General features: G+C 62.3%; 24 protein-coding genes. 9 read left to right on the top strand and 15 right to left on the bottom strand.

Annotated elements, in window-relative coordinates; translation table 11 throughout:
• Positions 1 to 3: 3 nt before the first annotated feature.
• Genes dprE2 through NX84_RS01690 form a run of 3 tightly spaced genes read left to right on the top strand, consistent with a single transcriptional unit; the run spans position 4 to position 6133 of the window.
• On the top strand, positions 4 to 762 hold the full coding sequence (dprE2, locus tag NX84_RS01700) for a decaprenylphospho-beta-D-erythro-pentofuranosid-2-ulose 2-reductase (protein ID WP_039673092.1): 759 nt from the start codon (positions 4 to 6) through the stop codon (positions 760 to 762).
• 38 nt (positions 763 to 800) lie between these two features.
• The gene (locus NX84_RS01695) at positions 801 to 2744 is read left to right on the top strand and encodes a galactan 5-O-arabinofuranosyltransferase (protein ID WP_039673090.1); all 1944 of its coding nucleotides are present in this window, start codon (positions 801 to 803) and stop codon (positions 2742 to 2744) included.
• Between the two features lie 44 nt (positions 2745 to 2788).
• Positions 2789 to 6133 carry an arabinosyltransferase domain-containing protein gene (locus NX84_RS01690; RefSeq protein ID WP_039673088.1) on the top strand — a complete coding sequence of 1115 codons (3345 nt, stop codon included), beginning with the start codon at positions 2789 to 2791 and terminating at the stop codon, positions 6131 to 6133.
• 17 nt (positions 6134 to 6150) lie between these two features.
• On the opposite strand, the gene NX84_RS01685 is transcribed toward NX84_RS01690, so the two are convergent.
• Both NX84_RS01685 and NX84_RS01680 read right to left on the bottom strand, forming a co-directional pair.
• The gene (locus tag NX84_RS01685) at positions 6151 to 7005 is read right to left on the bottom strand and encodes an alpha/beta hydrolase (RefSeq protein ID WP_052319612.1); all 855 of its coding nucleotides are present in this window, start codon (positions 7003 to 7005) and stop codon (positions 6151 to 6153) included.
• A gap of 14 nt (positions 7006 to 7019) precedes the next feature.
• On the bottom strand, positions 7020 to 8936 hold the full coding sequence (locus tag NX84_RS01680; protein ID WP_039673084.1) for a M13 family metallopeptidase: 1917 nt from the start codon (positions 8934 to 8936) through the stop codon (positions 7020 to 7022).
• Between the two features lie 42 nt (positions 8937 to 8978).
• Here NX84_RS01680 and NX84_RS01675 point away from each other — a divergent pair, with 42 nt between their 5' ends.
• Entirely contained in the window at positions 8979 to 9473 is a 495-nt protein-coding gene (locus NX84_RS01675) for a hypothetical protein (protein WP_039673296.1), read from the top strand.
• Complete coding sequence (locus NX84_RS01670; protein WP_039673082.1) at positions 9470 to 10318, top strand: PrsW family intramembrane metalloprotease; 849 nt, start codon at positions 9470 to 9472, stop codon at positions 10316 to 10318. Before NX84_RS01675 ends, NX84_RS01670 begins: the two co-directional genes overlap by 4 nt.
• A gap of 15 nt (positions 10319 to 10333) precedes the next feature.
• On the opposite strand, the gene NX84_RS01665 is transcribed toward NX84_RS01670, so the two are convergent.
• The 9 genes from NX84_RS01665 to NX84_RS01625 all read right to left on the bottom strand — a co-directional run bounded on the left by NX84_RS01665 (position 10334) and on the right by NX84_RS01625 (position 15185).
• Positions 10334 to 11116, bottom strand: a complete 783-nt coding sequence (locus tag NX84_RS01665; RefSeq protein WP_052319611.1) for a hypothetical protein — start codon at positions 11114 to 11116, stop codon at positions 10334 to 10336.
• Between the two features lie 29 nt (positions 11117 to 11145).
• Complete coding sequence (locus NX84_RS01660; protein ID WP_039673080.1) at positions 11146 to 11454, bottom strand: DMT family transporter; 309 nt, start codon at positions 11452 to 11454, stop codon at positions 11146 to 11148.
• Complete coding sequence (locus NX84_RS01655) at positions 11451 to 11801, bottom strand: DMT family transporter (protein WP_039673078.1); 351 nt, start codon at positions 11799 to 11801, stop codon at positions 11451 to 11453. The genes NX84_RS01660 and NX84_RS01655 overlap by 4 nt, the downstream gene beginning before the upstream one ends.
• A complete protein-coding gene (locus NX84_RS01650) occupies positions 11801 to 12124 on the bottom strand; it encodes an MGMT family protein (protein WP_039673076.1) in 324 nt (107 codons plus the stop codon). Before NX84_RS01650 ends, NX84_RS01655 begins: the two co-directional genes overlap by 1 nt.
• Before the next feature lie 28 nt (positions 12125 to 12152).
• The gene (locus NX84_RS01645) at positions 12153 to 12857 is read right to left on the bottom strand and encodes a VOC family protein (protein WP_039673074.1); all 705 of its coding nucleotides are present in this window, start codon (positions 12855 to 12857) and stop codon (positions 12153 to 12155) included.
• A complete protein-coding gene (locus NX84_RS01640) occupies positions 12857 to 13141 on the bottom strand; it encodes an RNA-binding S4 domain-containing protein (protein ID WP_039673291.1) in 285 nt (94 codons plus the stop codon). The genes NX84_RS01645 and NX84_RS01640 overlap by 1 nt, the downstream gene beginning before the upstream one ends.
• A 30-nt stretch (positions 13142 to 13171) precedes the next feature.
• Positions 13172 to 13846, bottom strand: coding sequence for a LysE family translocator (locus tag NX84_RS01635; RefSeq protein WP_039673072.1), 675 nt, complete (start codon positions 13844 to 13846; stop codon positions 13172 to 13174).
• A gap of 80 nt (positions 13847 to 13926) precedes the next feature.
• Positions 13927 to 14643: an SDR family oxidoreductase gene (locus tag NX84_RS01630; RefSeq protein WP_039673070.1), complete on the bottom strand. Its 717-nt coding sequence runs from the start codon at positions 14641 to 14643 to the stop codon at positions 13927 to 13929.
• Positions 14644 to 14648: 5 nt separating this feature from the next.
• Positions 14649 to 15185, bottom strand: coding sequence for an NADPH-dependent FMN reductase (locus NX84_RS01625; protein WP_039673068.1), 537 nt, complete (start codon positions 15183 to 15185; stop codon positions 14649 to 14651).
• A 137-nt stretch (positions 15186 to 15322) separates the two neighbouring features.
• Here NX84_RS01625 and NX84_RS12445 point away from each other — a divergent pair, with 137 nt between their 5' ends.
• Both NX84_RS12445 and NX84_RS01615 read left to right on the top strand, forming a co-directional pair.
• Entirely contained in the window at positions 15323 to 15496 is a 174-nt protein-coding gene (locus NX84_RS12445; RefSeq protein ID WP_231913720.1) for a hypothetical protein, read from the top strand.
• Complete coding sequence (locus tag NX84_RS01615; protein WP_039673064.1) at positions 15489 to 17699, top strand: ATP-dependent RNA helicase; 2211 nt, start codon at positions 15489 to 15491, stop codon at positions 17697 to 17699. The genes NX84_RS12445 and NX84_RS01615 overlap by 8 nt, the downstream gene beginning before the upstream one ends.
• Before the next feature lie 3 nt (positions 17700 to 17702).
• Here the strand turns inward: NX84_RS01615 and NX84_RS01610 are convergent, their stop codons facing one another.
• Positions 17703 to 18473, bottom strand: a complete 771-nt coding sequence (locus tag NX84_RS01610) for a TSUP family transporter (RefSeq protein ID WP_039673061.1) — start codon at positions 18471 to 18473, stop codon at positions 17703 to 17705.
• 22 nt (positions 18474 to 18495) lie between these two features.
• Here NX84_RS01610 and NX84_RS01605 point away from each other — a divergent pair, with 22 nt between their 5' ends.
• Positions 18496 to 19548, top strand: coding sequence for an AbrB family transcriptional regulator (locus tag NX84_RS01605; protein ID WP_231913721.1), 1053 nt, complete (start codon positions 18496 to 18498; stop codon positions 19546 to 19548).
• Here the strand turns inward: NX84_RS01605 and NX84_RS01600 are convergent.
• The 3 genes from NX84_RS01600 to NX84_RS01590 all read right to left on the bottom strand — a co-directional run bounded on the left by NX84_RS01600 (position 19528) and on the right by NX84_RS01590 (position 23191).
• Positions 19528 to 20778: an ATP-binding protein gene (locus NX84_RS01600; protein WP_039673056.1), complete on the bottom strand. Its 1251-nt coding sequence runs from the start codon at positions 20776 to 20778 to the stop codon at positions 19528 to 19530. The genes NX84_RS01605 and NX84_RS01600 overlap by 21 nt on opposite strands.
• A 106-nt stretch (positions 20779 to 20884) precedes the next feature.
• Positions 20885 to 22552: a DUF885 domain-containing protein gene (locus NX84_RS01595; RefSeq protein ID WP_039673054.1), complete on the bottom strand. Its 1668-nt coding sequence runs from the start codon at positions 22550 to 22552 to the stop codon at positions 20885 to 20887.
• A 69-nt stretch (positions 22553 to 22621) separates the two neighbouring features.
• Complete coding sequence (locus tag NX84_RS01590; RefSeq protein WP_039673051.1) at positions 22622 to 23191, bottom strand: LOG family protein; 570 nt, start codon at positions 23189 to 23191, stop codon at positions 22622 to 22624.
• Positions 23192 to 23289: 98 nt separating this feature from the next.
• Here NX84_RS01590 and NX84_RS01585 point away from each other — a divergent pair, with 98 nt between their 5' ends.
• A complete protein-coding gene (locus NX84_RS01585) occupies positions 23290 to 24360 on the top strand; it encodes an ROK family transcriptional regulator (RefSeq protein WP_039673289.1) in 1071 nt (356 codons plus the stop codon).
• Positions 24361 to 24365 lie beyond the last annotated feature (5 nt).

The following is a 24365-nucleotide window of genomic DNA, read 5'->3' as shown; positions in this document are numbered from 1 at the left end:
CTCATGCTGAATGCAGTAGGCCAAGCACAACACATCCTCCTTCTCGGCGGCACCTCCGAAATCGGCTTGGGCATCGTCGAGGAATTCCTCGAGCGCGGCCCGGCCAAGGTCACTCTGGCGGCTCGTGCCGACTCACCGCGTATCGCGGATGCCCGCGCAACCATCGAGTCCCGCGGTGGCGACGTCGAGGTCATTGACTTTGACGCGACTGACTTCGAGGGCCACGGGGACGTCGTCAAGCGCGCGTTTGAGCGTGGCGACGTCGACATCGCCATCGTTGCCTTCGGAACCCTTGGTGACCAAGAAGAGCTGTGGCAGGACCAGGCCAAGGCCGTGGCGTCTGCGCAAACCAACTACACCGCACCGGTCTCCCTCGGCGTGCTGTTGGGCCAGAAGTTCAAGGAGCAGGGTCACGGCACCATCGTGGCACTGTCTTCCGTCGCAGGTATGCGCGTGCGCCGCTCCAACTTTGTCTACGGCGCCTCCAAGGCCGGCGTCGATGGCTTCTTCATCAACCTGGGCGAGGCCCTGCGCGGATCCGGCGCCAAGGTGCTCGTGGTCCGCCCGGGCCAGGTGCGCACGAAGATGTCCGCCGACGCTGGTGAAGCACCGCTGACCGTTAACGTCTCTGACGTGGCCAAGGCCACCGTCAAGGCTGTGTTGGATGGCAAGCAGTCCATCTACGTACACCCGTTCTTCGAGTACGTGTCTTTGGGCTTCAAGTTCATCCCGCAGGCAATCTTCCGAAAGCTGCCGTTCTAAAGTTCCGCTAAGTCCGTAGCGTGTGGGAGACTTAAAGCATGACTGAGTCCCCTGCCATGTCCCCCGCCATGGAATATGACGCTGACCGTCTCTCGCGTCGCGCCAGCCTTGTGGGTATCGCCGCCGCCGCTCTTGGCGGCGGCCTCATCACGCTCCTTGGCTTTTTTGCGTTCAAGACGGTCTCGTTGCCCGCGTTTAGCACCTCCATGGTCACTCGTGCTCTCAGCACGACGGGAACGGTGCTGACCGTCGGACTCGTCGGCGCGCTGTGCGTGTGGTGGCTCTTTGACGAGCACAATGGCACCCAGCGCCCGCGCTGGCGCTCGTGGCTCACGATTGCGCTGTGCTACATTTCGCCTGCCCTGCTGACCCTCGCCACCATCGGCCTGCCGCTCTCGGCGTCGCGCCTGTGGCTCGATGGTGTCCAGGTGGACCAAGTCTTCCGTACCCAGTTCCTGACCCGCGCCACTGAGGCCAGCTCCTATGCGGACATGAACTATGAGGGGCTGCCCACGTTCTATCCCTTGGGCTGGTTCTGGATGGGCGGCCGCCTGGCTAATCTTCTCAACATGCCTGGCTGGGAGGTCTACCAGCCGTGGGCACTCATTTCGCTGGCAGTAGCCGGGTGCATCCTGGTTCCCCTGTGGCAGCGTTTGGTCAGTTCCCTTCCCGTGGCCACCGCTATCGCGCTGACCACTACCGCGGTGACACTCACTCTGGGTGCCGAGGAACCTTATTCCGCGGTCCTCGCCATGGGCGTGCCTGCGGTCGCCCTCCTGTGTTCCCGTGCCTTCGACGGCTCCTGGTTCGCAACGCTCGCTATTGCTCTCTACCTGGGTATCTCCGCGTGCTTCTATACGCTTTATACCGGCGCGGTGTCACTGACTATCGTCACCCTCATCGCACTCGTTATCGGCGTATCGGAGCGCACGTGGACTCCTTTCGTGCATCTCGCCGCCATCGCCGTCGGCTCCTTGGCCATCGCGGCTATCGCGTGGGCTCCCTATATCGCTGGTGTCCTGCAGGCCACCAGTCCTTTGGAGTCCGCCGCGCAGCACTACCTTCCGGAGGAAGGGACCCAGATCCCTGCGCCTTTCCTCTCACTATCGGTCATCGGCATGCTCAGCCTTATTGGCCTGGTGTATTTGGTGTTGCGCATCGATGAGCCGGACCTGCGTTCACTGAGCACCGCACTCGTAGGTACTTACCTGTGGACTGTGGCCTCCATGGTCATGACCCTGGCTGGCCACACGTTGTTGGGCTTCCGCCTCGAAATCGTTGTGGTGCTTCTCTTCGCCACTGCCGGCATCCTCGCACTCGCGGATTTCCGGCTGATGGGACTGCCATCCCTCTACCCAGCACACATGATCGGCACCACGAGCAAGCGAGTCACCGTAGCCTTCGCCATCATCTTGGGCATGGGCGGTGTCTACTATGCCCAGCAGATCCCTGCCACCAACGAATCGGCCCTCGACCACGCCTATACCGATACCGATGGTTACGGCGAGCGCGCAGACCGCTACACCAGCGATTCCGCTGCTGATTATGGCAAGATTCGAGAGTTCATCGATACTCAAGGCCACGCGGCTAACGACACCGTCGTGTTGACCGACGAAAAACTCTTCATGGCCTACAACCCCTACTACGGGTTCAACGCCTTCACCAGCCACTACGCCAACCCGCTCGGTGAGTTCACCACCCGTAACCTGCAAATTGAGGACTGGGCGAAGGGTTCCTGGGAGCAGAGCCCCGAGGAGTTTGCAGCATCTCTCGATTCCTCGCCTTGGCGCGCGCCCGATGTCCTCATCTTCCGCGGTGATGTGGAAGAACCCGGGGACGGATACAAGACGCATTTGGCGGAGGATATCTACCCGAACCAACCCAACGTGCGCTACCGTGCGGTGTTCTTCAACCCCGAAGTTTTTGAGAAGGGCTGGGAAACAACCCAAATCGGTCCCTTCGTTGTGGCGGCGCGTACATAACAGCATTTCTCAATACGGCGAGGCAGTGACGTACACTGATCGCCGTGTCAGATAGGAAAACCTCAGCCCCGCAGTCGTTGCGGCTCACCGCCATCATTGCCGGCCTCATCGGCTTTCTGTGCTTTGTGGCCACGCCGCTGCTGCCGGTGAACCAAACCCAGTCCTCCTTCGATTGGCCTCAGCAGGACTCCCTGCAGTCCATCAACGCACCGCTCATCTCAGTGGCGCCGGAGGAGATTGAGGCAGAGATCCCACTGGCGGCCGTCGATAAGCTCCGCGAAGGCCAAGACCTGCTCTACGGCACCATTCCGCCAGAGTCGAAGAAGGCCTCCAACCGCGGCATGTTCGTCCGCGCCGGCGAGGATGGGCTTTCCGTCACCAGCCTCGACGAGGTACTGTTCTCACTTACCCCTGAGCAGGTGGCGAAGCTGCCTGACGACGCCACCCTCAGCATCAATGCCACAGAGGACGGCACCACCGTCACCGTGGGCAAGCACACAACCACCTCTGACGAGGACATGCGTCCGCAGGTCACCGGCGTGTACACCGAAATTGATGACACTCCGGACAACCTCCAGGAACTTGGAAAAGACCTGCGCATCCACGTGGAGGTCAACTCCCGATTCACGTCCTCACCCACAGTGATCAAGCTCATCGCCATGTGGCTGGGCTTGGCCATGGTCGTGGTCAGCTTGGTGTGCCTGTGGCGCATTGACCGCCTCGATGGCAAGCACTTTGGCTTCATGCCGGAGACCTGGAAGCAGATCCGCCCGCTGGATGGCGTCGTGGCTGCCATCCTCGGTTGGTGGTACATCTTCGGTTCCAATACCTCTGATGATGGCTTCATCCTCACCATGGGCCGAGTCTCGGATCATGCGACGTATATGGCGAACTATTACCGCTGGTACGGCGTGCCCGAGGCTCCGTTCGGCGCACCCTACTATGACCTCGTGGCGTGGCTTTCCCAGCTCTCCAGCGCCTCTATCATCGTGCGCCTGCCCTCCCTTATTTCGGCGCTGATCATTTGGTTCATTCTTTCGCGTGAGATGCTGCCGCGCTTTGGCGGCCGCGTTAACGACAGGCGCTTGGCGCACTGGACCGCCGCATTCATGTTCTTGGCTTTCTGGCTGCCGTACAACAACGGCATCCGCCCCGAGCCCATCGTGGCGCTGGGTGTCATGGTGACGTGGGCGTCCTTTGAGCGTGCTATTTCCACACACCGCCTCCTGCCGGCAGCGGTAGGCACCATCGTTGCGTCCATTACCCTGGCCGCAGGCCCGACGGGCCTGACGGCTGTAGGCATCTTCCTGGTGTGCCTGCCCGCGCTCTTCCGCATCATGGGCGAACGGGCACAGCAGGTGGGATGGCTGGCCCTCATCGCCCCGTTCCTCGCCAGCGGCACCGCTGTCATGGTCGCGGCCTTTGGTGATCAAACCTTGGCTTCGGTTCTCGAGTCCACGCGCGTGCGCTCCCAGGTAGGCCCCTCGCTGCCGTGGTACTCGGAGTTCGTGCGCTACTCCACGCTCTTTGAACCTTCCGTGGACGGCTCGCTCACGCGCCGCTTTGCCATGTTCACCATGCTCTTCTGCTTGGCACTCATTATTTACGCCTTCATCAAGAACCATCGCGTTGTTGGCGCGGAGGTTGGTCCTACCCAGCGCCTGCTCGCCATCATGGCGCTGTCGGCGTTCTTCCTCATGTTTACCCCGACGAAGTGGACACACCACTTCGGTATCTACGCCGGCATCGCTGGTGTTATCGCGGCACTCGGATCCGTGGTGCTCTCCCAAATCGCCATGCGCTCGCCGCGCGCCCGTACCTTCTCCATCGCCGCGGTGATTTTCCTCATGGCGATCTCCCTGGGTGGCTGGAACGCCTGGTGGTACGTCTCCTCCTTCGGCATCCCGTGGTGGGACCGTACCGTACAATTCAAGGCCATCGAGGCCAACACGGTGGTGCTGGCCATCGGCATGGTGGTGCTGGCTATTGGCCTCTACCAGTCGCTGGTTCACGATTACCGCAAGAACAAGGCCAAGGCGAACGGCACCCTCGAGGAGTTTGAGAGGGCCTCCGCTGCCAAGGTCTCGCGCTGGGCCGGCGCCATGTCTGCTCCCATTGCCGCTGCTTGCATCCTCATCGTGGCATTCTCGTGTGCCTCTTTTGCCAAGGGCTACGTGGCACAGGCGGATTCCTACTCGGTGGGCAAGGGCAACCTCGCGTCCTTGCGCGGTAATGTGTGCTCCTTGGCGGATTCCACTCTGGTAGAGACCAACACCAACGATGCCTTCCTCACCCCGGTCGAGGGCGAGTTCAAGGACTCGCTCGTGAATACGAAGGAGGACAACTACGGTTTCGGCCCCAACATGATCAAGGAAGATATCGAGCCGGAGAACCTCAACTCGGCGTCGGTAGGCGCTATTGCGAACACCACCGGTGATTCTTCCGCCTCATCCAACGAGCAGAAAGAGCTCACTGAGACCACGGAGAACGAGGAGAAGGCCGCCGAGGTTACCGACTCCTCCGCGGGTGGCGTGCGCGGCACCCTGGGCGTCAACGGCTCGGAGATGCACCTGCCCTTCAACCTGGATTACCGCAAGGTCCCGGTCATGGGTTCCTATTCTGAGTCGCAGCGCTCCTCCGCCACCATCACGACGCAGTGGTACAACTTGCCGGAAGAGTCCGAGAACACCCCGGTCCTGGCGGTGTCTGCCGCAGGCAAGATTTACCACCACGACGTCAACGGCGTGGAGCAAGAAGGTACCGAACTCACCTTGGAGTACGGCACCCTCAAGAACGGCAAGGTCACGAACACGGGTGAAGCCGAGCTTTCCGACGTCGGCGCGACGCCGAAGTGGCGCAACCTCCGCATCGCCCTCAAGGATTTGCCGGAGGAGGCCAACGTGGTGCGTCTCGTGGCGGTCGATGACTCCACGGATGAAGACGATTGGATGGCCTTTACCCCGCCGCGCGTTCCGGAGCTGGCCACGATTAGCTCGCAGTTCGATTCCGGTACCCCGGCCCTGCTGGACTGGTCGGTAGCCTTGCAGTTCCCGTGCCAGCGCACCTTTGACCACTATGCCGGCGTGACGGAGATTCCGCAGTTCCGCATTCTTCCCGACGCCGCCGCGCAGAACTCCCTGACGGACTTCCAGTCCTTCTCCGGCGGTGGCGCCATGGCCACAGCGGAGGCAGTGAACTACTCCTACGAGATCCCGAGCTACCTCAACAACGATTGGGCGCGCGATTGGGGCTCCATTGAGAAGTACGAGCTGCGCACGAACTCCCAGGGTGACGCCCCCATCGAGGCGGATATTAACCACGAGGTCATCCAGCGCTCCGGGCTGTGGAAGAACTCGGAGATGAAGATTCGCCCCGAGTGGGAACAGTAAAAGCTAGACAGGCCTAGCTAAGAAGTTGAGGCGGCGGACTTAAGAAAGTCCGCCGTTTCTTTAATGCGCTGACGGGCCACCGTGGGGGTGGAAATTCGGTGCATCGACACGTACTCGGCGGTCTGCGCTCCGGGGATATTGACGCGCGCGGCAATCTCATCCTGCAGCGCGGTCTGGACAAGGATGCGCGAATACTGGGCGGTTAGTGCCTCCTCGTCAAGGGCATAGTCGCCACGGATCTCCTCCGGTAGCTTTTCCAGCGCGTCGAAATCGGGGAAGGTGAGCAGGAGGGCGTCGGCAGGCACGAGCGCCGCTAGTGCGCCGCCAGAGGAATAGCCCCATACCGTCACGTGTTCCGCGCCGTGGGCGCGGGCATAATCGACGGCCGCCTGAACGGACTCAACCATGTCCGCCACGGTGTGCTTAGGCGCGAGCGGGTAATCGACGTCAATGATGGTGGTTCCGGATAGCTGCGCCGCCGCGGCCACTTCGGGACGCCACTGCATCTCCAGTGCTTTGCCGTCACCACGCCACCAACCACCGGAGTGCAGCGACACCGCCCAGCGACCGCCCTCAGCTTCTGACGGTTCAAAGATCGCCCCGACCTCAGCCTCCCGGACGCTGACGCCGTCCGTAAACACCGTCCCCGGCAGGGAGTGATCGACCGCAGAGCCTAAGACCATCATGGAGGCCTGCACTATGCGATCGGGCAGCAGCGCACAGTAGCGATCGGCCTCCGGCGACCCGCCACCGGCCCACGGTGGGCGGAAATCCGGTAGCGGGTAGTGCACCTCCATGTAGGAGGAAAGCTGTTCCAGTTGTTCTTCCGGTGTTAGCTGGCGGTCAGTACCACCGATGGTCCACTCACTCATGGCACCCCAGGGTACTACCAGATGGTGACGCGCTCTTCCGGTGCGATGCCGCCTTCGACGTCGAAGGCCTGGTAGAACTCATCGATGTTCTCCGCGATGATATTGCAGCGGAATTCCGCCGGGGAGTGCGGATCGATGGCGAGGTACTGGGCGGCCATCTCCGGGCGAATAGCGGTGCGCCATACGCGCGCCCAGGCCAGGAAGAAGCGCTGCAGGCCGGTGTACTCGTGCTGCGCCAGTTCCGGCTCAGCGCCCTCGGTCTCAAACGGTGCCACTTGGCCATTGATGTCTAGGCCCTTGTCGGCGCAGTAGTTCTTGTAAGCCACCACGGCGATACCCAGTCCGCCCAAGTCACCGATGTTCTCACCCAAGGTGAAGCTGCCGTTCACGCCGGCAGAGTCGGTACCTTCCAGCACCTTCGGCACCTTGCCCTGGTACTGATCCACGAGCTTGGCGGTGAGCTTCTCAAAGGCGGCGCGGTCCTCATCGGTCCACCACGAATTGAGGTTGCCCTGGCCGTCGTACTGCGAGCCTTGGTCGTCGAAACCGTGGCCAATCTCGTGGCCGATAACCGCACCGATGGCGCCGAAGTTCTCCGCAGCGTCTGCCTCTGGGTTGTAGAAAGGCGGGCGCAGAATAGCAGCCGGGAAGGTGATGTCATTGACCACCGGGTTGTAGAAGGCGTTGACGGTTTGCGGGGTGGAGAACCACTCATCACGGTCGGCCGGCTTGCCAATCTTGGCCAGCTCGTAGTCGTGGTTCCACGCGCTACCTGCGCGCACATTCGCCACCAGGTCCGCGCCCTTGGGGGAAAACTCCAGGTCGGAGTAGTCACGCCAGATGTCCGGGTAGCCGATCTTGGCCTTGAACTGGGAGAGCTTCTCCAGCGCGCGCTCGCGGGTGGCCGGGGTCATCCACTCCAACCGAGAGATGCGCTCGCGGTAGGCAGCGGTGAGGTAATCCACCAGCTCATCCATCTCGGATTTGGAGGACGGCGGGAAGTGCTTGTCCACGAAGACCTTGCCAATTTCCTGTCCCACCATGTTTTCCGCCAGGCCCACGGCGCGCTTCCAGCGATCGCGCTGCTCCGTAGCACCAGAAAGCGTGGTGCCGTAGAACTCGAAGTTCTTCCGGCCAATCTCCTCAGTAAGGTAGGGTGCGCGCGACAACAAAATGTGCCACGTGGCCCACAGCTGCCAATCCGCCATGCGGCCAGCGGTGAACAGGCCCTCAAGGTGCTCAAAATAAGAAGGCATCATTGCCACCGCGCGGTGCTCCGGCAGTCCCCCACCCTTCAGGATGGCGCGGGTGATGCTGGGCAGCTTGGCGACGTCCACCGGGTTATACGTCTTCACCGCATCGCGCGAGGCCACCACGTCCCAGTGGCCGGCCGCAAGCTCCTTTTCTAGGGCCACGATACGGGTCGCTGCGGTTTCTGCACCGAGGCCAAACAGGCGAGCCGGATCGAGGAAACCCAGCATGGCGGCCATGTGCTTTTCATAGGCGGCAAGGACCTCAGCGTGGGCCTCCTCGCGGTAATAGGCCTCATCGGGCAGGCCCAGGCCGGACTGGATAATGTAGGCCACCGCATCTTCAGAGTTCGAGTCCTTTTCGACCCAGAACGTCACCGGCGCGCCCACACCTTCGCGCTCGAGCACACCGAGGTTGTGGGCCAGCTCCTCAGGGTCAGCGGCAACGAGCTTGTCTAGGTCAGCTGCCAGAGTATCGGTACCCGCAGCATTGACTCCCTCCGTGTCCATATGGGAGGCGTAGAGGGTTCCTGGGCGGCCAGAATCCTCCTTGACGATGTCATGGACGAGCTCTTCGGCTTCATCACGCAGTGCGTGGAAAGTGCCATCTACTCCGCGGTCATCCGGAATGACGTGGGATTCAACCCACGGGCCGTTAACAAATTGGTACAGATCCTTCATGCACGCCACTCTATGCCAGAAGCACACGTTAGTGTGGTGCGCATGACTTCTTATCGTTTTCCGCCGGCGAAGATGACGGGACCTTTCTTCGCCGTGCTCGGGGCAACCCTCCTTGTCCTTGGTTCACCCGCTGTACTGAGCTTGGCCTTGCCCGAGCGCGAACCTGAGATGGAAGAGGTGGTGCTCGATGACCCTGACTGGCGCCAGCCCATCGACGGTCTGAAATGCAGCGTGAACCATGATTCCATGGCCAACCAGGCCTGGGACTGCGGCGATACCTTGGTCGAGGCCTATATCACCGAAGGCGTTGAGGACGATGAACTCGCCCTGCGCCGCGCAGTGCGCGCAACCAATTTCGAAGGCATGCCGCGGGAAGAGGACGTGAAAGATGCCAACGGCATTCTTACCCTTGAAAAAGATGGCTTCACTCCGGTCTTCGCCTTCAGCGTGGCCAAAGGAGATCTTAACTACCAGATCATCTTCTCTAATGGTGAGCCGGCCGACCTTGCCGAACAATTTATGGAGGCTTTCCGATGAGCAAAATCTTCCGCGTTACCCTCTGGATCATCATTGGTCTGTGCCTGCCGATTTCCCTGTTTAACCTGCTCGGCATTTTCTTCGTGGCTCCGCTGCCGGGCCTCGTAAGTCTCATCATCGGCTTCGCCTTCTTGGCGCTGGGCCTGTTCCTGTGGAGTCGCAGTCCGATGTGGGCACGGCCGGGGAAAGGGTGGGCGTCGGCAAGCGTGCTCTGGGGCGCCGGTGCTGCCGTGACCTTGGCGCTGCTGTCAGCGACCCCACTGACCGACCTCTCCGTGGGTCTGGGCTGGGAGGAATCCATGATGTCCTGGGGCGGCGCCTATCCGGAGGAATTTGCCAAGGCCCTTGGCGTGGTCTTCGTCCTCCTCAGCTTCCGCCAGCTCAACCGGCCCTGGCACGGCTTCATCGTCGGCGCGCTCGTCGGCTGGGGCTTCGAGGTCCTAGAAAACTGCCTGTACTCCGCCATGGGTGCACTGATGCACCACTCCTCAGACTGGATTGGCATGTTCCAAATGTGGGGCCTGCGCCTCGTGGCCGGGCCGTGCCTGCACATGAGCCTCACGGCCATCGCCGGGTTCGGCATCGGATGGGCCATCTATGCCGCGCATAAGCCTTGGTGGTGGCGCCTCGGCATCGGCGTAGGCGCGCTGTTTTTCTCCTTCTGCCTCCACTTTGCGTGGAACTACATGTGGGAAGAAACGTGGCAGCTCGTCACGCAGTACATCCTCGTGGCGCTCATTATGTACCCGACGGTCATCTACCTGGGCATCCGCGCGCATCGCCTAGCCAAGAACGATGACACGTATTCGCACTCGCCTGGCGCGGCCAGCCTGCGCGGGGCATAGGTGAGGCTCTTGTGATTAACACGCGTGGGAGGAGCCCGGCACAATGCGCTTGAGCTCCTCGCATGCGCGATCGCGCAGGTCCTGCGGTGCCGGCGGGGCGGGCGGTGCAGGTATCGCCGGCGGTGCAGAAACGTCGACAGCACCCAGTACATCCGCAGTGAGGTCACCCGGCGAGCCATAGGTATTGGCCGCCACGGTGTAGCCTGGGCCAAAGGACGCGGTGGCGTGCACCTGGCGGTCATCCGACCAGCCAAACTTAGTGCCCAAAATGCCCGGAATCTGCGCGGTGCCGAAGTCCTGACGGTAGCCATCCGATGCCGCGGGTGCTGCCGTGGACATGCCCTTCATAATGGGGGCTGCAACCGGGTCCGTGAAGATGGCGCCAAGGAATCGGGCGAGGTCCTCCGTCGACGTCGTAGTCTGGCCCCAATATCCATTGTGGTGGGTCTCCCCCAGCTGGTATTCGCTAATAATGCCAGGGATGGCCTGGGGGTACTTGCGTTCTAAGTCGCTTGCGGTGCCGTCCTCAGAGAAACGGATCATGTTTTCCACGCGGGCTTTGTCTTCCGGCGCACCGTACTTCAGCACCCACATACCCAGGTACAGCTTGACCAGGGACACAGCGGGACGGGACTCGTGGCCATTAGGCGTGGATGCGACATTGCCGTCGGCATAGCGCACGGTCATCTGCGTACGTGGCGGGACTTTTCCCGGGTCAAAGGTGAGGGCTTGGGCGGCCGGCGCCGCGGCAAGCGTAGCGGTGAGGGTAAGCGCGAGGGCTCCAGTTTTTGTCAGCACGATGCTGAGTCTAGACCTCATCTTGAGGTTTAGCCCATGTCTACGAGGAGTACTCCCCCAATGATAAGCGCCACGCCGAGTCCTTTGAGCCACGTAAACGGTTCACGGAAAAGCGCAAAGGAGGCCAGCGCGGTAAGCGCAACACCGCAGGCAGTCCAGATTCCATACGCCACGCCAAGTGGCATACCGTCGCGCAGGGCCAGCGAGAGGAACACATAGGAGGACACGTAGGCCGCCACGACCCACACAACCCACGACTTCTGACCGTGTACGGCCAGCATGCGCAGCCCCAGCGTGCCGGCCACTTCAATAAGGATCGCGAGGGCTAGCCAGGTCACGGCTGAACCTCCACGAGCTCAGGCTTTGGCTCACGGCCGCCCATCTCCACGCAGGCCACGCCAGCAATGATGCAGCCCATGCCCACCAGCATGAGGGGTGTAAGTTCTTCCCCGAAGAGCAATGCGGATAACCCCGCGGTAAGGACCACGCCCGTAGCGCCCCAGATTCCGTAGGCCGCTCCCACATGCATGCCGCAGCGCAGCACCTGGTGCAGCGAGGAAAAGGCTGCAACGTATCCCAGCACTACCACGACGTATACCGCTGGGTGCGCTAGCGCGACCTTGAGGCAGAGCGTGGCGATGACCTCACTGAGGATGGCGATGCCAAGAAACAACCAGGCGCGCATCACGTGTCCTTTCTTTTATGGGCGTGCTTGCCGACGCCCCTCAGATCCTCCGCATCCAACCCACACTCCGCAAGGAGCACGCGGTCACCGTTGTGCGGAATCCTTTCCGCATCCCAGTGGTCGTGGGCGGCAGAGGTGTGGGCGCGGCCCGTACTGTTGACCACGCGCCACCAGGGCAGGTCTGCGCCCTTCGACATCACCCAGCCCACGTACCGCGCGCCCACGCCGACCACCTTGGCAATCTCACCGTAGGTGGACACGTTACCGGGCGGAATTCGGCGCACGACGGCCCGCACGTCCTCGATACGTCCAGGTGTCGTCATGGTGACGCGTGCTCTCCAAGAGATCCGGTTAGAGCTCGATGGGCTCGTCGGGGGCGTCCTCGACCTCGCACAGGGTCAGGGTCGCACCGGTTGAATCGGCAATGAGGCACAGGCGGCCGAAGGGAGACTCATAGGGCTCACGAATCACCTCGCCACCATTATCAAGGGCGGCCCTGGCCGCCCGGTCGACATCCCGCACGCCCAGGTAGGTCTGCCAGAAACTGGGCAGGCCCTCTGCATGCCAGAAGCCGGCAAAGGCAGCGCCTTCTTCTTCCGCGAGCGCGTACTCTTCATCGCCGCGGATCTCCCAGTCAAAAAGTTCGCCATAGAAGTCCAAGGCGGAGCGGAAGTTCTCGGAAACAGCCAGCTCATGCCACACCGGGGTGCCCGGCTCGCCGCCGGCCACGAAGCGGTCCAGCTCCGGCTGCACCAGCCCGAACACGGCGCCGGTGTTATCGAGGACGAGAGCCAAAGGCTCTCCTAAGGCCAAAATCTTGCCACCGAGCTGCTCCACCCGGGCGCAATCAGCTTCCAGATCACGGGAGAGGAAGTAGGTGGCCCAGGTGTCCTGGCCCGGAACTATCTCTGCGACGGGCAGGCCCTGGAGGCGGGCAACGCCATCCTCAAATTCCCAGCCCAACACCGCGGAGTAAAACTTCTCCGACGCTTTCACATCAGAGCTAGCCAAGGTAATCCCGTAGGGCATGCCTACTTCCGCTTCAAAAGCCGGCATTAGAGGTTCCTCCACTTCTCGGGATCAAAATCATCATCGGCGGTGGCTTCATCAAAGTAATCATCATCCTCGTCCTCAGCGGCGACGCGGACGCAGGTGTCGGTGACACAGATGACGTCGCCAAGCGCGAGCGTGGCTCCGCGCTGCGTAACAACCTCACCGTTGACGGTGACTTGGCCCTGCTCGATGAGCTCCTTAGCCTCGCCGCCGGTAGCGACCAAGGAAGCCAGCTTGAGGAACTGGCCGAGCTTGATGGATTCTCCCCTAATTGAGACGTCTAGCATGCTGACCAGCATACCTAGCCACCACCGTGGTTAAAGAGCAAGGACCCCACGGATGCCCTCTGCCAAAATGATCACACCGAGTAGGGCGAACACCACGCCACTGAAAATGTCGACACTGGCTGAGTTCTTCGACATCCACTTCGACACCGCACGAGTGCACAGCGCGACGCCGACAAAAATCATGAGGCTTTCAACGATAAGCACGGAGCCCACCAAGGCGTTGGCGCCAAATCCCATGCCTGGGTCAATAAAATTGGCAAAGATAGCGCCGAAGAAAATGACCACCTTGGGGTTAGAGAGATCACTGACCAGGCCCATGCGGTACGCGGTACCGAGTTTGATGATCCCGTCCGGGGTAAACCCGCGCGGCTGTGGAGCGCTCTTTTCGGTGCCCACCACGGTTGCGGGCGCCCGACGCTCCTTAATGCCACCGCTAATGGCAGAAAAAGCCATCCACAGCAAGTAGCCACCACCAGCAACCTGCAGTGCTACGAGGATGACAGGATGCGCCGAAATCAGCGCGGTCAATCCCGCCAGCGAGGCCACCGTCCACACCACCAAGCCCGTGGTACTGCCGATAGCTGCCCACACTGCCGCGCGTGTTGACCGTGCGCCCAGCCGAATAATCTGCACCACATCCGGTCCCGGCGAGGCCATCGCCGCGAACCACACTCCCATCAAGGCCGCAAGGGCACCAAGTGCCATCTAACACCCCCATACTCACATGCATTGTTACTAACGCATGCCACTATAAGGGGCGTCTCACCTGCAGCGAAACAGGTACTTTAACTTTGTGTGCGCGGCTTAATCGTCATGGTGTCAATGTTGACGTGGCTGGGCAGGGAGGCCACCCAACGCACCGTCTCAGCGATGTCCTCCGCGGTGAGGTTGAGTTCGCCGTCGTACACGGCATCGGCACGAGCCTGGTCGCCGCGGAAGCGGTTGAGGGAGAACTCCTCCGTCGCTACGCGGCCTGGGTCGAGCCCGGTGACGCGCACGCCATGTTCCTCAATGCGCAGCGCACGAGAAATCACGCGCACTCCATGCTTCGCGGCGTTATAGCCGGACCCGCCTTCGTAGACGTTCCACCCCGCCACGGAACCCATGTTGATGATGAGGCCAGAGTTCTCAGGCGCGGCGTGGAGCTGGGGCATGAGTGCCTGAATCATGCGCACGGTGCCCAACACGTTGACCTCGTACATCCACTGCCAGTCTTCCACGGTGGTCTCCACGAGCGGCTCCAAGCCTTTCGCGCCGCCGGCGTTGTTGACCAGCAGGTCCACGCGGTCCAGGTGGGAGGCGAATTCCGCGACGGACTCGTCCGAGGTCACGTCCAGCACATAAGCCTCACCACCGATGTCCTTGGCTAGGGCCTCTAGGCGCTCGATGCGGCGTGCGCCGACGACGACATGCCAGCCGTCGGCAGCCAATGCTCGTGCCGACGCCTCCCCAATCCCCGACGATGCCCCCGTAACGACTGCGACGCGTGCTGTATCTGCCATGCGCTTTAGGATAGGGCTTCTTCCAGCTCCGCGCAGATGTTTGTCACAATCTCCGCTTTGAAATCAGCCGGGGTGAAGGTGCCGTCCGTCATGTCGGTATTGAGCGAGATATCGAGCTGGGTGCGCAGCTGCCTCATCGAAAAGTTAGCCATGATGAGGCGCCACGCCTCCACCGCGCGGATGCCGCCGGTAAAGCTGTAGCCCACGTACGCAATCGGCTTGGCTACCCACTCGGCACCGAGCTGGTCGACGGCATTCTTGAAGGCGCCCGGGACGGAGTGGTTGTACTCCGGGGTAACGAAGATATAGCCGTCGCAGGCATCAATGGCATCGGACCAGGCTTGTACCTTGTCATCGTCATAGTTCTTGTTGGCGGCCATTGGGATGACAGATGAGGTGAGAATCGGTACGTCGAAAGCCTTAAGGTCAATAAGCTCGTAGTCAACGTCGCGGCCTTGGGCTAGGTCAGTGACCCACTGAGCGATGGCCAGCCCGGCGCGATCGTCACGGGTAGAGCCAAGAATGATGCCGATTTTTGCCATAAGAATTCAACGAACCCTTCTGTGTTTTATTTACACGTCAACTTTCCTTCATTGAGCCTACGCGTATATGCCGGCCCCTTTGACACATCAGAAAGATAAAAATCGACATCTCCGAGCAACATGTCTATTCTTTCGGCATGCCACAGGAGAATTCGGTCGACCCCCACCTCGGATCCTTTGAACGAATGGCCAGCGGGCAGTGGTTCATGCCAGGCGTCAACGACGAGGTCCGCGCGGAGCACCAGCGCGGCTTCCGCTTGGTCAAGGAGCTCAACGAGGACGTGCGGGAGCGCCAGGATCTCCATGTTTGATCTCGCCACCATCGGCCGCGGCCTGCCCGTCCTGGAGACCATCGATTCCCTTCCTGCCGAGGGACACGTGGTGGTCCAGGCCCCGCCGGGCACGGGTAAGACCACGCTCGTTCCGCCGGCCCTGGCCAACCAGGCGGCGGGCTGCGGCAAGGTTCTCGTCACCGCGCCGCGCCGCGTGGCGGTGCGTGCGGCGGCCAACCGCCTTCAGGAGCTGTCTGGCCAGCGCATCGGCTATGCGGTACGCGGTGATTCCCGCAAGGGCCAGGACGTCGAGTTCGTCACGCCCGGCGTGCTGCTGCGCCGCCTGTTGCGCGATCCGGAGCTCGAAGGAGTGGCTGCTGTTGCCATAGATGAGGTCCATGAGCGCCAGCTCGATACCGACCTGGTCCTCGGAATGTGCCTCGAATTGGCCCAGCTCCGTGAGGATTTCCGCGTCATCGCCATGTCCGCGACTGTCGACGCCGCCCGGTTCTCCCAGCTCATGGGCGGCGCTCCCATTCACTCCACGGAGGCCGTGACCTACCCGCTCGACATCTCCTACCAACCACTCCCGGGCCGCGCGGCAGGAGACAGAGAATTCTATCGAGCCGTGGCGAACATCGCGGCCCAACAGCACGAGTCCACCCTGGTCTTCGTGCCCGGCGTGCGCGAGGTCAACCTCGTCTGTGAGGCACTGGCCGGCCACAACGTTTTCCCCCTCCACGGCCGCCAGACCACCCACGAGCAGGACGCCGCGCTCTACACCGCCGAGCAGCGCATCGTCGTGGCCACGTCCATCGCCGAGTCCTCGCTCACCGTGCCGGGCGTACGCACCGTCATCGACGCGGGTCTTGCGCGCGTTCCCAAGCGCGATGCGCAGCGCGGGATGAGTGGGTTGGTGACGGTGTCGACGTCGAAAAGCAGCGCCGATCAACGCGCCGGCCGCGCCGGCCGTGAGGCGCCGGGCGCCGTCATCCGCTGTTATTCACAGGATGACTACCAGCACTTTTCCCCGCACGTCACCCCGGAGATCCTCTCTGCGGACCTCACCCAGGCAGCGCTCTTCCTGGACTGCTGGGGCGCGGGCCCGGATTTCCCGCTCCTGGATCCCCCGCCCCACGCCGCGCTTGCCGACGCCCACCGCACCCTCCGCTCCCTCAACGCCACCGAGGAGCTCGCGCTGCTACCGACGCACCCGCGGTGGGGAGCTGCCCTGCTCAAACATGGCTCCGGTGCCGCTGACACGATTGCGCGCCTCGATGATTCCGATCCGAAACGCCTGGCCCGCCTGGTACCGAACGAGGGCCCGGTGGACCCGGGCGTGGTCGTAGCCAACGCGTTCCCCGAGTTCGTGGCCAAGCGCGTGGACGAGAAAGAGTACCTGCTCGCGAGTGGCACGCGTGCCCGGGTCCTGGATTCCGCGAACGCAGGCCACGAGTGGCTCGCCGTCGCCGAGGTATCCCTGTCGAATGCCGGCAACGCCATCATCCGCGCGGCGGAGCCCATCGCGGAGAATGACGCCCTCGATATCGTCGGCGTTACCGAGGAGACCCGCGCCTTCCTTGAGGGCTCCAAGGTCCGCGGCGTTCGGGTGCGCGCGGCCGGCGCCATTGTGCTTTCTGAAACCCCGGTGAAGGTCTCCGGAGATGAAGCCGTTGCGGCCCTGCGCAACTCGGGCCACGGCCTCGAACTGTTTAAGTTCAGTGAGAAGGCTCAGAACCTGCGGGAACGTATGCGCCACCTGCGGGCAGCCTACGGCGATCCGTGGCCGGACGTCGAAAGTGCCAGCGCCAGCCTGGAGTGGCTCGAGCCAGAACTACGTGAGCTAGCAGAAGGCCACAAGCCGGACATGTACCCAGCACTGCAGCGCCTTCTGCCCTGGCCCGAGGCTAGCCGCCTCGAAGAGCTCGCACCAGAACGCTTGCCGGTGCCTTCCGGACGCGACGCGCGCATCGACTGGTCCGGCGAGCGCCCCGTGGTCTCCATCAAGTTGCAAGAATGCTTCGGCCTGGCCGAATCCCCCGAATACTGCGGCCACCGCGTACAGTTTCACCTGCTCTCCCCCGCCGGCCGCCCGCTCGCCGTCACCGATGACCTAGCGAGCTTCTGGGCTGGGCCTTATGCCGGCGTGCGTGCCGACATGCGCGGGCGCTACCCCAAGCACCCGTGGCCAGAAGATCCGTGGAACGCGGTGGCTACGGCGAAGACGAAGAACCGAATGTAGAAATCAGCCCCACTGCTGCCAGGACAGGTACACGCTCATCACCACGACGAGTACCAGCAACGCATAGCGGATGAGCTTCGCGCCGCCGCCAAGCACTGTCCGCGCCCCTAGCTGCGCGCCGATAATATTGGCCACCGCGAGGACGAGGGCCAGCGCCCACACCACGTGGCCGCCCGCGATAAACACCACGAGGGCGCCGACGTTGGTACACGTGTTGACCACCTTCGCCATCGCCGCTGAGGTGAGGAAATTCTGGGAGAAGATGGCGGTAAACGCCATGATGAGGAACATGCCGGTGCCGGGTCCGAAGATGCCGTCGTAGAACGCGATAGCAGCCACAGCGCCCAGTGCTGCCCACGTGCGCCAGCCGCCGCGCAGGCCCTGGCCGTCACCGCTGCCAAAATCCGGGCGAAAGGCCACGAAGATACCAACGGCCACCATGAGCACGATGATGACCGGGCGCATGACGTCCTTGTCCATGAGCGCGGCTGCCACCGCGCCGAGGCCGGAGCACACGAGCGCGATGAGTCCCATGCGAATAAGCTCGCCTTTCGGTGGGCGCACCTTCTTTACTAAGGTAACGGCCGCCGACGCCGTTCCCGACACCGCCGCCACCTTGTTCGTCGCCAACGCCGTCGCGGGTGCGAGCTGCGGAGCCACGGCCAGAATGAGCGGAATGAGCACGAGCCCGCCGCCGCCAATGACGGCGTCAACCCACCCGGCGACGGCAGCGCCAATGGTGAGAACCGCCCAACCGCTCAATCCAAAGTCCATGCCCATCATTAAACTCGATTGCATGTCTGTTCGCGCGAGGTGGCTCATCGTAGCCCCGGGGTCTGCAGCTCTCGGGGCGCTGTTGAGCTACCTTCACGTACCCGCAGCCTGGATCCTCGGCGCCATCGTGGTCTCGGGAGCCATGGCCTTGACGACGGGCAAGGAACTCGCCGTCAATGACCGCTTCTACGCCATGGCCCGCGGTTTCATCGGAATGATGGCCGGTATTCCACTCACTTTGGTCCCCGCCTCCACGCTCATCGGCTTTGTGCCGGCTGCGGTGACGATGTCGTTGATCACCGTGCTCATCGGCGTCGCCGGCGGCGTGCTTCTGCACCGCTCGCAGCCGAAGGATATCTCCTGGGAGACGGGCATCTTATCCATGCTGCCGGGCGGTGCCTCGCTCATGCCGGCACTGGCCAGCGAGCTGGGTGCGGACTACCGCTATGTGGCGCTGACCCAATACCTGCGCCTTCTCGCGGTGTCGGTGTCCCTCCCCTTGGTGGTCTCGTTTCTGAGCGCCCCCGCGGGCCAGAGCGTCGATATGAGTATCGACGGCGAGACCACGTGGTGGATTGTGCTGCTGACCATCGCCATTGCGATTCTGGGTGAGCACCTTGGCAAACTCGCTCGCTTACCAGCTGCTGCGGTGTTGGGCCCGCTCATCCTCACCGTCATCGTGGCGCAATTCCTGCCCGCCGGCCACACCTTGGAGCCGCTCTACGTCTTCAAAATTATGGCTTTTATGTCCATCGGCTGGGTCTGCGGCGGTGGCCTCTCCGTGCCAGCACTCACGTCCTTTGCCAAGCAGCTGCCCGCCACCATCCTCTTCATCGTCGTGGTCATCGGCGTGTGCGCACTCACCGCCCTGCCACTCACCGCGTGGCTGGACATCACCTACTTCGAGGCGTACCTCGCCACCTCACCCGGCGCGCTGGAGACCGTCCTCGCGCTCTCCGCGGAAGGCGGTGCCGGCCCTGCGGTCGTGGCCGTGCAGATTATCCGGCTCATCATCGTGCTCGTCATCGCCGGCTACCTGCCCCAGATCCTGGGGCTATTCCGCAAGCGCCGCTAGGGGAACCACCCACACCCCATCTGGGCGTTGGAAAGCCGGCCCACTCGGAATCACAACTATCAGCGCTGCTGGTGGCGAAGAGAGTTTAGCGGCTACGCGCTTTAGATGTGCCGCCGCAGCATCAACCTCGTTGTGAGAAAGCTTCGCTTCAAACCCTACCCACGAACCGTCTCGGAGCTCCACCACTGCATCAATTTCTTCGCGCCCCTTCATGTCCCTCAAGTGGAATACTCCGCGCGCACGCAGCGCCTGCGCATAAACGCGCAGATCGTGGACAAGTTGCGCCTCGAAGAGAATGCCTAGAGCCTCTAAATCCCCAAGCAGTTTGTCTGGCCCCGTTCCCAACAAAGCAGCAGCCAAACCGGGATCGGCTAATTGACGTTTCGGCATTTGAACCATGGACGTCTTCGAACGAGTACGTGGTGACCACGCCGGCTGGTCCTCAATGAGGAAGAGGCGCGTAGCAAAATCGTGAATGACGTTCACAGTTTCTGCGGCTGGCGTCGAAGTAGCGCTACTGAGTTCTCCAATGCGTTTGCGAATCGCAGCAGCAGTAGCCGGTTGGGCAACCAGTCCGGCATAAGCATGAAGGAACGACTGAAAACGGCGCGGATCGCGTCGTGGTCCGCCGAGTTCGGGATAGTCGTGCTCACTCATTTCTGTCAGATAGGACTCCATCCCTTCCTGCGCGTCGAGCGGATCAAGCTCAAAGAACTCCGGGAAACCACCAGCAACGATCCAACGGGAATAATCAGCCACGGTAGCATCTGTCCCAGCGGTGGGCTCTTGATTGCCCGCAATGATTGAGCCCAGTGAGACGTGCTCGGCACCAAGTCCTCGCTCTGCCAAGCTCAATGTTCGCAGTTGAATGGAACGAATCCGGCCCGCACCAGAATGCCGGGTAGCATCACCATCGGGCGTGGAGGAACCTGTGAGGAGAAACTGCCCTTTGTCCTGCGAGTCATCGACTGCATGGCGCACCTCATTCCAGATAGCTGGGACAACCTGCCACTCATCAATGAGCCGCGGCCGTGCGCCTTCAAGCCCCAATGCCGGTTGCATGCGCGCAAGGTTTGCCTCTGGGGAGTCTCGGTCAAGTTGGATAACAGACTTGGCAAATTGGCGTGCCGTGGAAGTTTTTCCACTCGCGCGGGGGCCTTTAAGAAAGAGGGCACCCGAAACACGGAGCCCTCGTTCGACTTCTGCATCAACGATTCGGGGCAGGTACATACCAGGTACCTTAGCCCGAAAAATGGATAAATCACAGAGTCACTAGTGGATAAATCCAAGAGTCAGGTGTGGATAAATCCAAGAGTCAGGCGCGCAACCTGGGGATTTAATCCAGAATGGTCTCGCGCAGGATCGACATCGGCACCGAGCCCAACGCCAGGGCCTGGGAGTGGAAGTCCCGAACCTCCATGCCCTGCTCCACCGCAGCGTCACGGGTCTGCTGCCACAGGCGCTGGCCCAGCGCGTAGGACGGAGCCTGGCCCGGCCAGCCCAAGTAGCGGGTGACCTCAAAGGAGAGGTTGGCATCATCCATCGCGGTGTTCTCACGCATAAAGGTCTTGACGTGGGACTTGTCCCAAACACCAGAAGCGTTGCAATCAGGCAGAGCCTTACCCAAGTGGAGTCCGATGTCCACGACGACGCGGGCGGCGCGGAAACGTTGGGCGTCGAGAAGCCCCATGCGGAAGCCCGGATCATCCATGTAGCCCAGCTCCGCCATGAGCGCCTCCGCGTACAGAGCCCAGCCCTCGCCGTGGCCGGAGTTCCACGTCACTGCGCGGCGCCACAGGTTCAGGTCCGGCTGGGTCAGCGCGGCACCAATCTGCAGGTGGTGGCCCGGCGCACCTTCATGATGGACGGTAGTCAGCTCCTGCCACGTGTGGAACAGCTCCTGGCCCGCGGGCACGGACCACCACATGCGGCCCGGGCGGGAGAAGTCATCGGAGGGCGAGGTGTAGAAGATGCCGCCGGTACCGGCCGGATCGATGCAACACTCGATGTCGCGTACGGCCTCCGGGATGTCGAAGGCGGTGCCGTTGAGGTCCTTAATCACGCGGTCCGCGGTGGACTGCATCCACTCCACCAGCGCGTCGGTGCCGTGCAGCTGATAGCGCTCCTCTTCATTGAGCTTGCGCATCGCCGCGCGGACCGTCACGTCCGAACCGTACAGCTGGTGGGCAATCTTCTCCTGCTCTGCCTTGATGGAACGCACCTGTTCTAGGCCCCACTCGTAAGCCTCATCAAGGTCCACCGCATCGCCGACGAAGAGCTTGGAGAAGCGCTCGTAGCGCTCGCGGCCCACCGCATCCTGCGACGGGGCCTGCGGCTGCAGCTCGTTGGAGAGCCAGTCAGCGAACTCGCCGAAAGCTTCCTTGGCTTTCGTGACCTCGGCAGAATCGCCGTCGAGGCCGAGGTCCTCGAGCATGGAGCCGGCGTCGGCAAGCCGCTCGCTCTGCACGAATACTTCGGAAATCTGGCGCTGCGGAGCCACCATGCCACGCGACGCCGCCTCGATGAGGGACTCCTTGTAGCCGCTTAACGACGCCGGCACCCTCGACAAACGCGATCGCAACATGTCCAGCTGCTCAGGGGTATCGCGCGGCATGAGCATGAGCGTGTCGCGGATGGTCTGCACTGGGGAGGCAATGTTGTTGAGGCAACGGATGTCCTCACCAGCATGGTGGAGGTCAAGATCCAGGCAGAGACGATCGCGCAAGACCTCAGCAGTAACGTAATCCACCTCGTCGAAGTCATCGTCATCATCCGACTCATCGGTGGTGTCATCGAGTGCGTCGAGGTCCGCCAGCATCTCACGCGTACGGTCCGCAACGGCGGAGTAATACTCGGGCGAGAAATCCTCGAGCTCCCCATCGAAGCCAGGGATGCCCCACGCGGTGGCATCGGTAGGTGTGAGCTGCGCGAGGTCGTGAACGAAGTTATCGCACGACGCGTCCAGCAACGACGGCTGGCGCTCTGCGTTCTGGTCAAAACTCATAAGGGCGAAGTCTAACGAAAAACCTCTCGGTTCGGCCAACCCAGCGGCGGCTTTGTGCCAGGTTGTTAGCTAATTGTTGCCCCACTTGCTGCCCGGGCTGGTCCAGGAGCTGAAAGCATCCAGTACAGCGGCTGGCGACGACTCCACGACGAGCGCATCGAGGAAGCGCTGCTGAACAAAGCCCTCCTGCACCATCGCGGAGTACATATGCACGAAAGGCTGCCAAAAGCCCTGCACATCCACCAGGCCCACAGGCCCGTCGATGTTGCCGAGCTGTTGCATGGTGAGAACCTCTGTGAGCTCCTCCAGGGTGCCCACACCGCCCGGCAAACACACGAAGGCATCCGCGAGCTCCTCCATCCGTGTCTTGCGCTGCGCCATGGTGTCAACGACCTCGAGCTGCGTGATGTTCGGATGTGAGAGCTCGACATCAACGAGCTGCTGTGGGATAACCCCGATGACATGACCGCCAGCCGCCAGGCAGGCATCCGCGACGATGCCCATAAGACCAACGTCACCGCCGCCGTAGACCAAGGTGAGTCCGCGGCGCGCGAGCTCCTCCCCCACGTGGCGCGCAGCCTGCGCATAAGCCTCAGAATTTCCGGCGGCTGAGCCGCAATACACAGCAACAGAATCCATGAGTTTCACTCTATCGCAGCACCACCCCTAGACCATGATGTCTACTGGAAGCTAATTTCTATTAGACAATGCGGTCTGCTGAATTTATACTTGACGCCATGATCAAGTCTGGCCCCGTGTTCACCCGCCCTCGTACCCCTGCGGCGAAGTGCCTCCACATCATTCGACTCAACCCCGTCGTTACCCGCAGTGAGCTGGTAGAAGCCACCGGGCTATCCCAGCCCACCATTACCCGCGCCACCGCTGCACTTTTGAGTGCCGGACTGATTCGCGAGCGCACCGACCTCACGCAGTCCCGCGGCCGTGGGCGCCCGACCGTTCCGTTGGAGGTCGCGGATAATGACTGGATGCTGGCCGGCATCGCGGTGGGTACCGCGTTCACGCGCATCGCTTTCTTCGATACCAAGGGCCGTACACTCTGCGAGGAAGATGTGGCAACGCCCGTGTTCCGTTTGAGTGAGGGCGACGTTATCGAGCACATCATCGCGGGCATGAACCGTCTCATGACAGGCCTCGACCGCCGTTTGGTCTCCGTCGGCGTGACCACGTCCGGCTGTGTGGATGAATCCGGCCGCGTGACGGCCCACAACCTGGGCTGGGAGCGCATGGATATCACTAGCCGCCTGCAGTACCAGTTCGGTGTGCCGGTTGTTGTCTCCTCCGTCATCCCTGCCATCCTCGGCTCGGAGACGCAATCCACGGAGCTCGGTGCGGAGAAACCCGTCATGGTGCTCTACGCGGATGACTCGGTCGGCGCGGCCCTCACCGTGAACGATGAGATTGCTCCGCTGGAGCTTACCGCCCCGGATTCCCTGGCCACCCAGGCCGTGTTGGCGGCCGCAGGTGCGGAGTCCCTTCCGGATGCAGTGCAGGACCCATCTGCGCGTGCGCTTCTCGACGACCGCGCCCGCTCCCTCGGCACCATCGCCGCCTCCCTCGTGGCTGAGCACGCACCGGACACCCTCGTGGTGGCGGGAGGCGCGTTCTCCGACGATCCCGCTGCCCCGAAGCTCTTCGCGGCTACCGTGCGGCAGAACACCGACCAGGCGTTGGAGCTGCGTATGATTCCGTCGCCCTCCGAGATTGTCCGGGCCTGCACCCGCGCTGTGGCCCTCGACCCGTTGTTGCGCGTCCCGCTTGAGCTGGGCCGCGAGGCAAAGGCCGCCTAAAGTTT

This window comes from Corynebacterium minutissimum (assembly GCF_000805675.1).
In the GTDB taxonomy this organism is placed as follows: Bacteria; Actinomycetota; Actinomycetes; order Mycobacteriales; family Mycobacteriaceae; genus Corynebacterium; species Corynebacterium minutissimum.
This window is presented reverse-complemented; position numbering and strand designations above follow the sequence as displayed.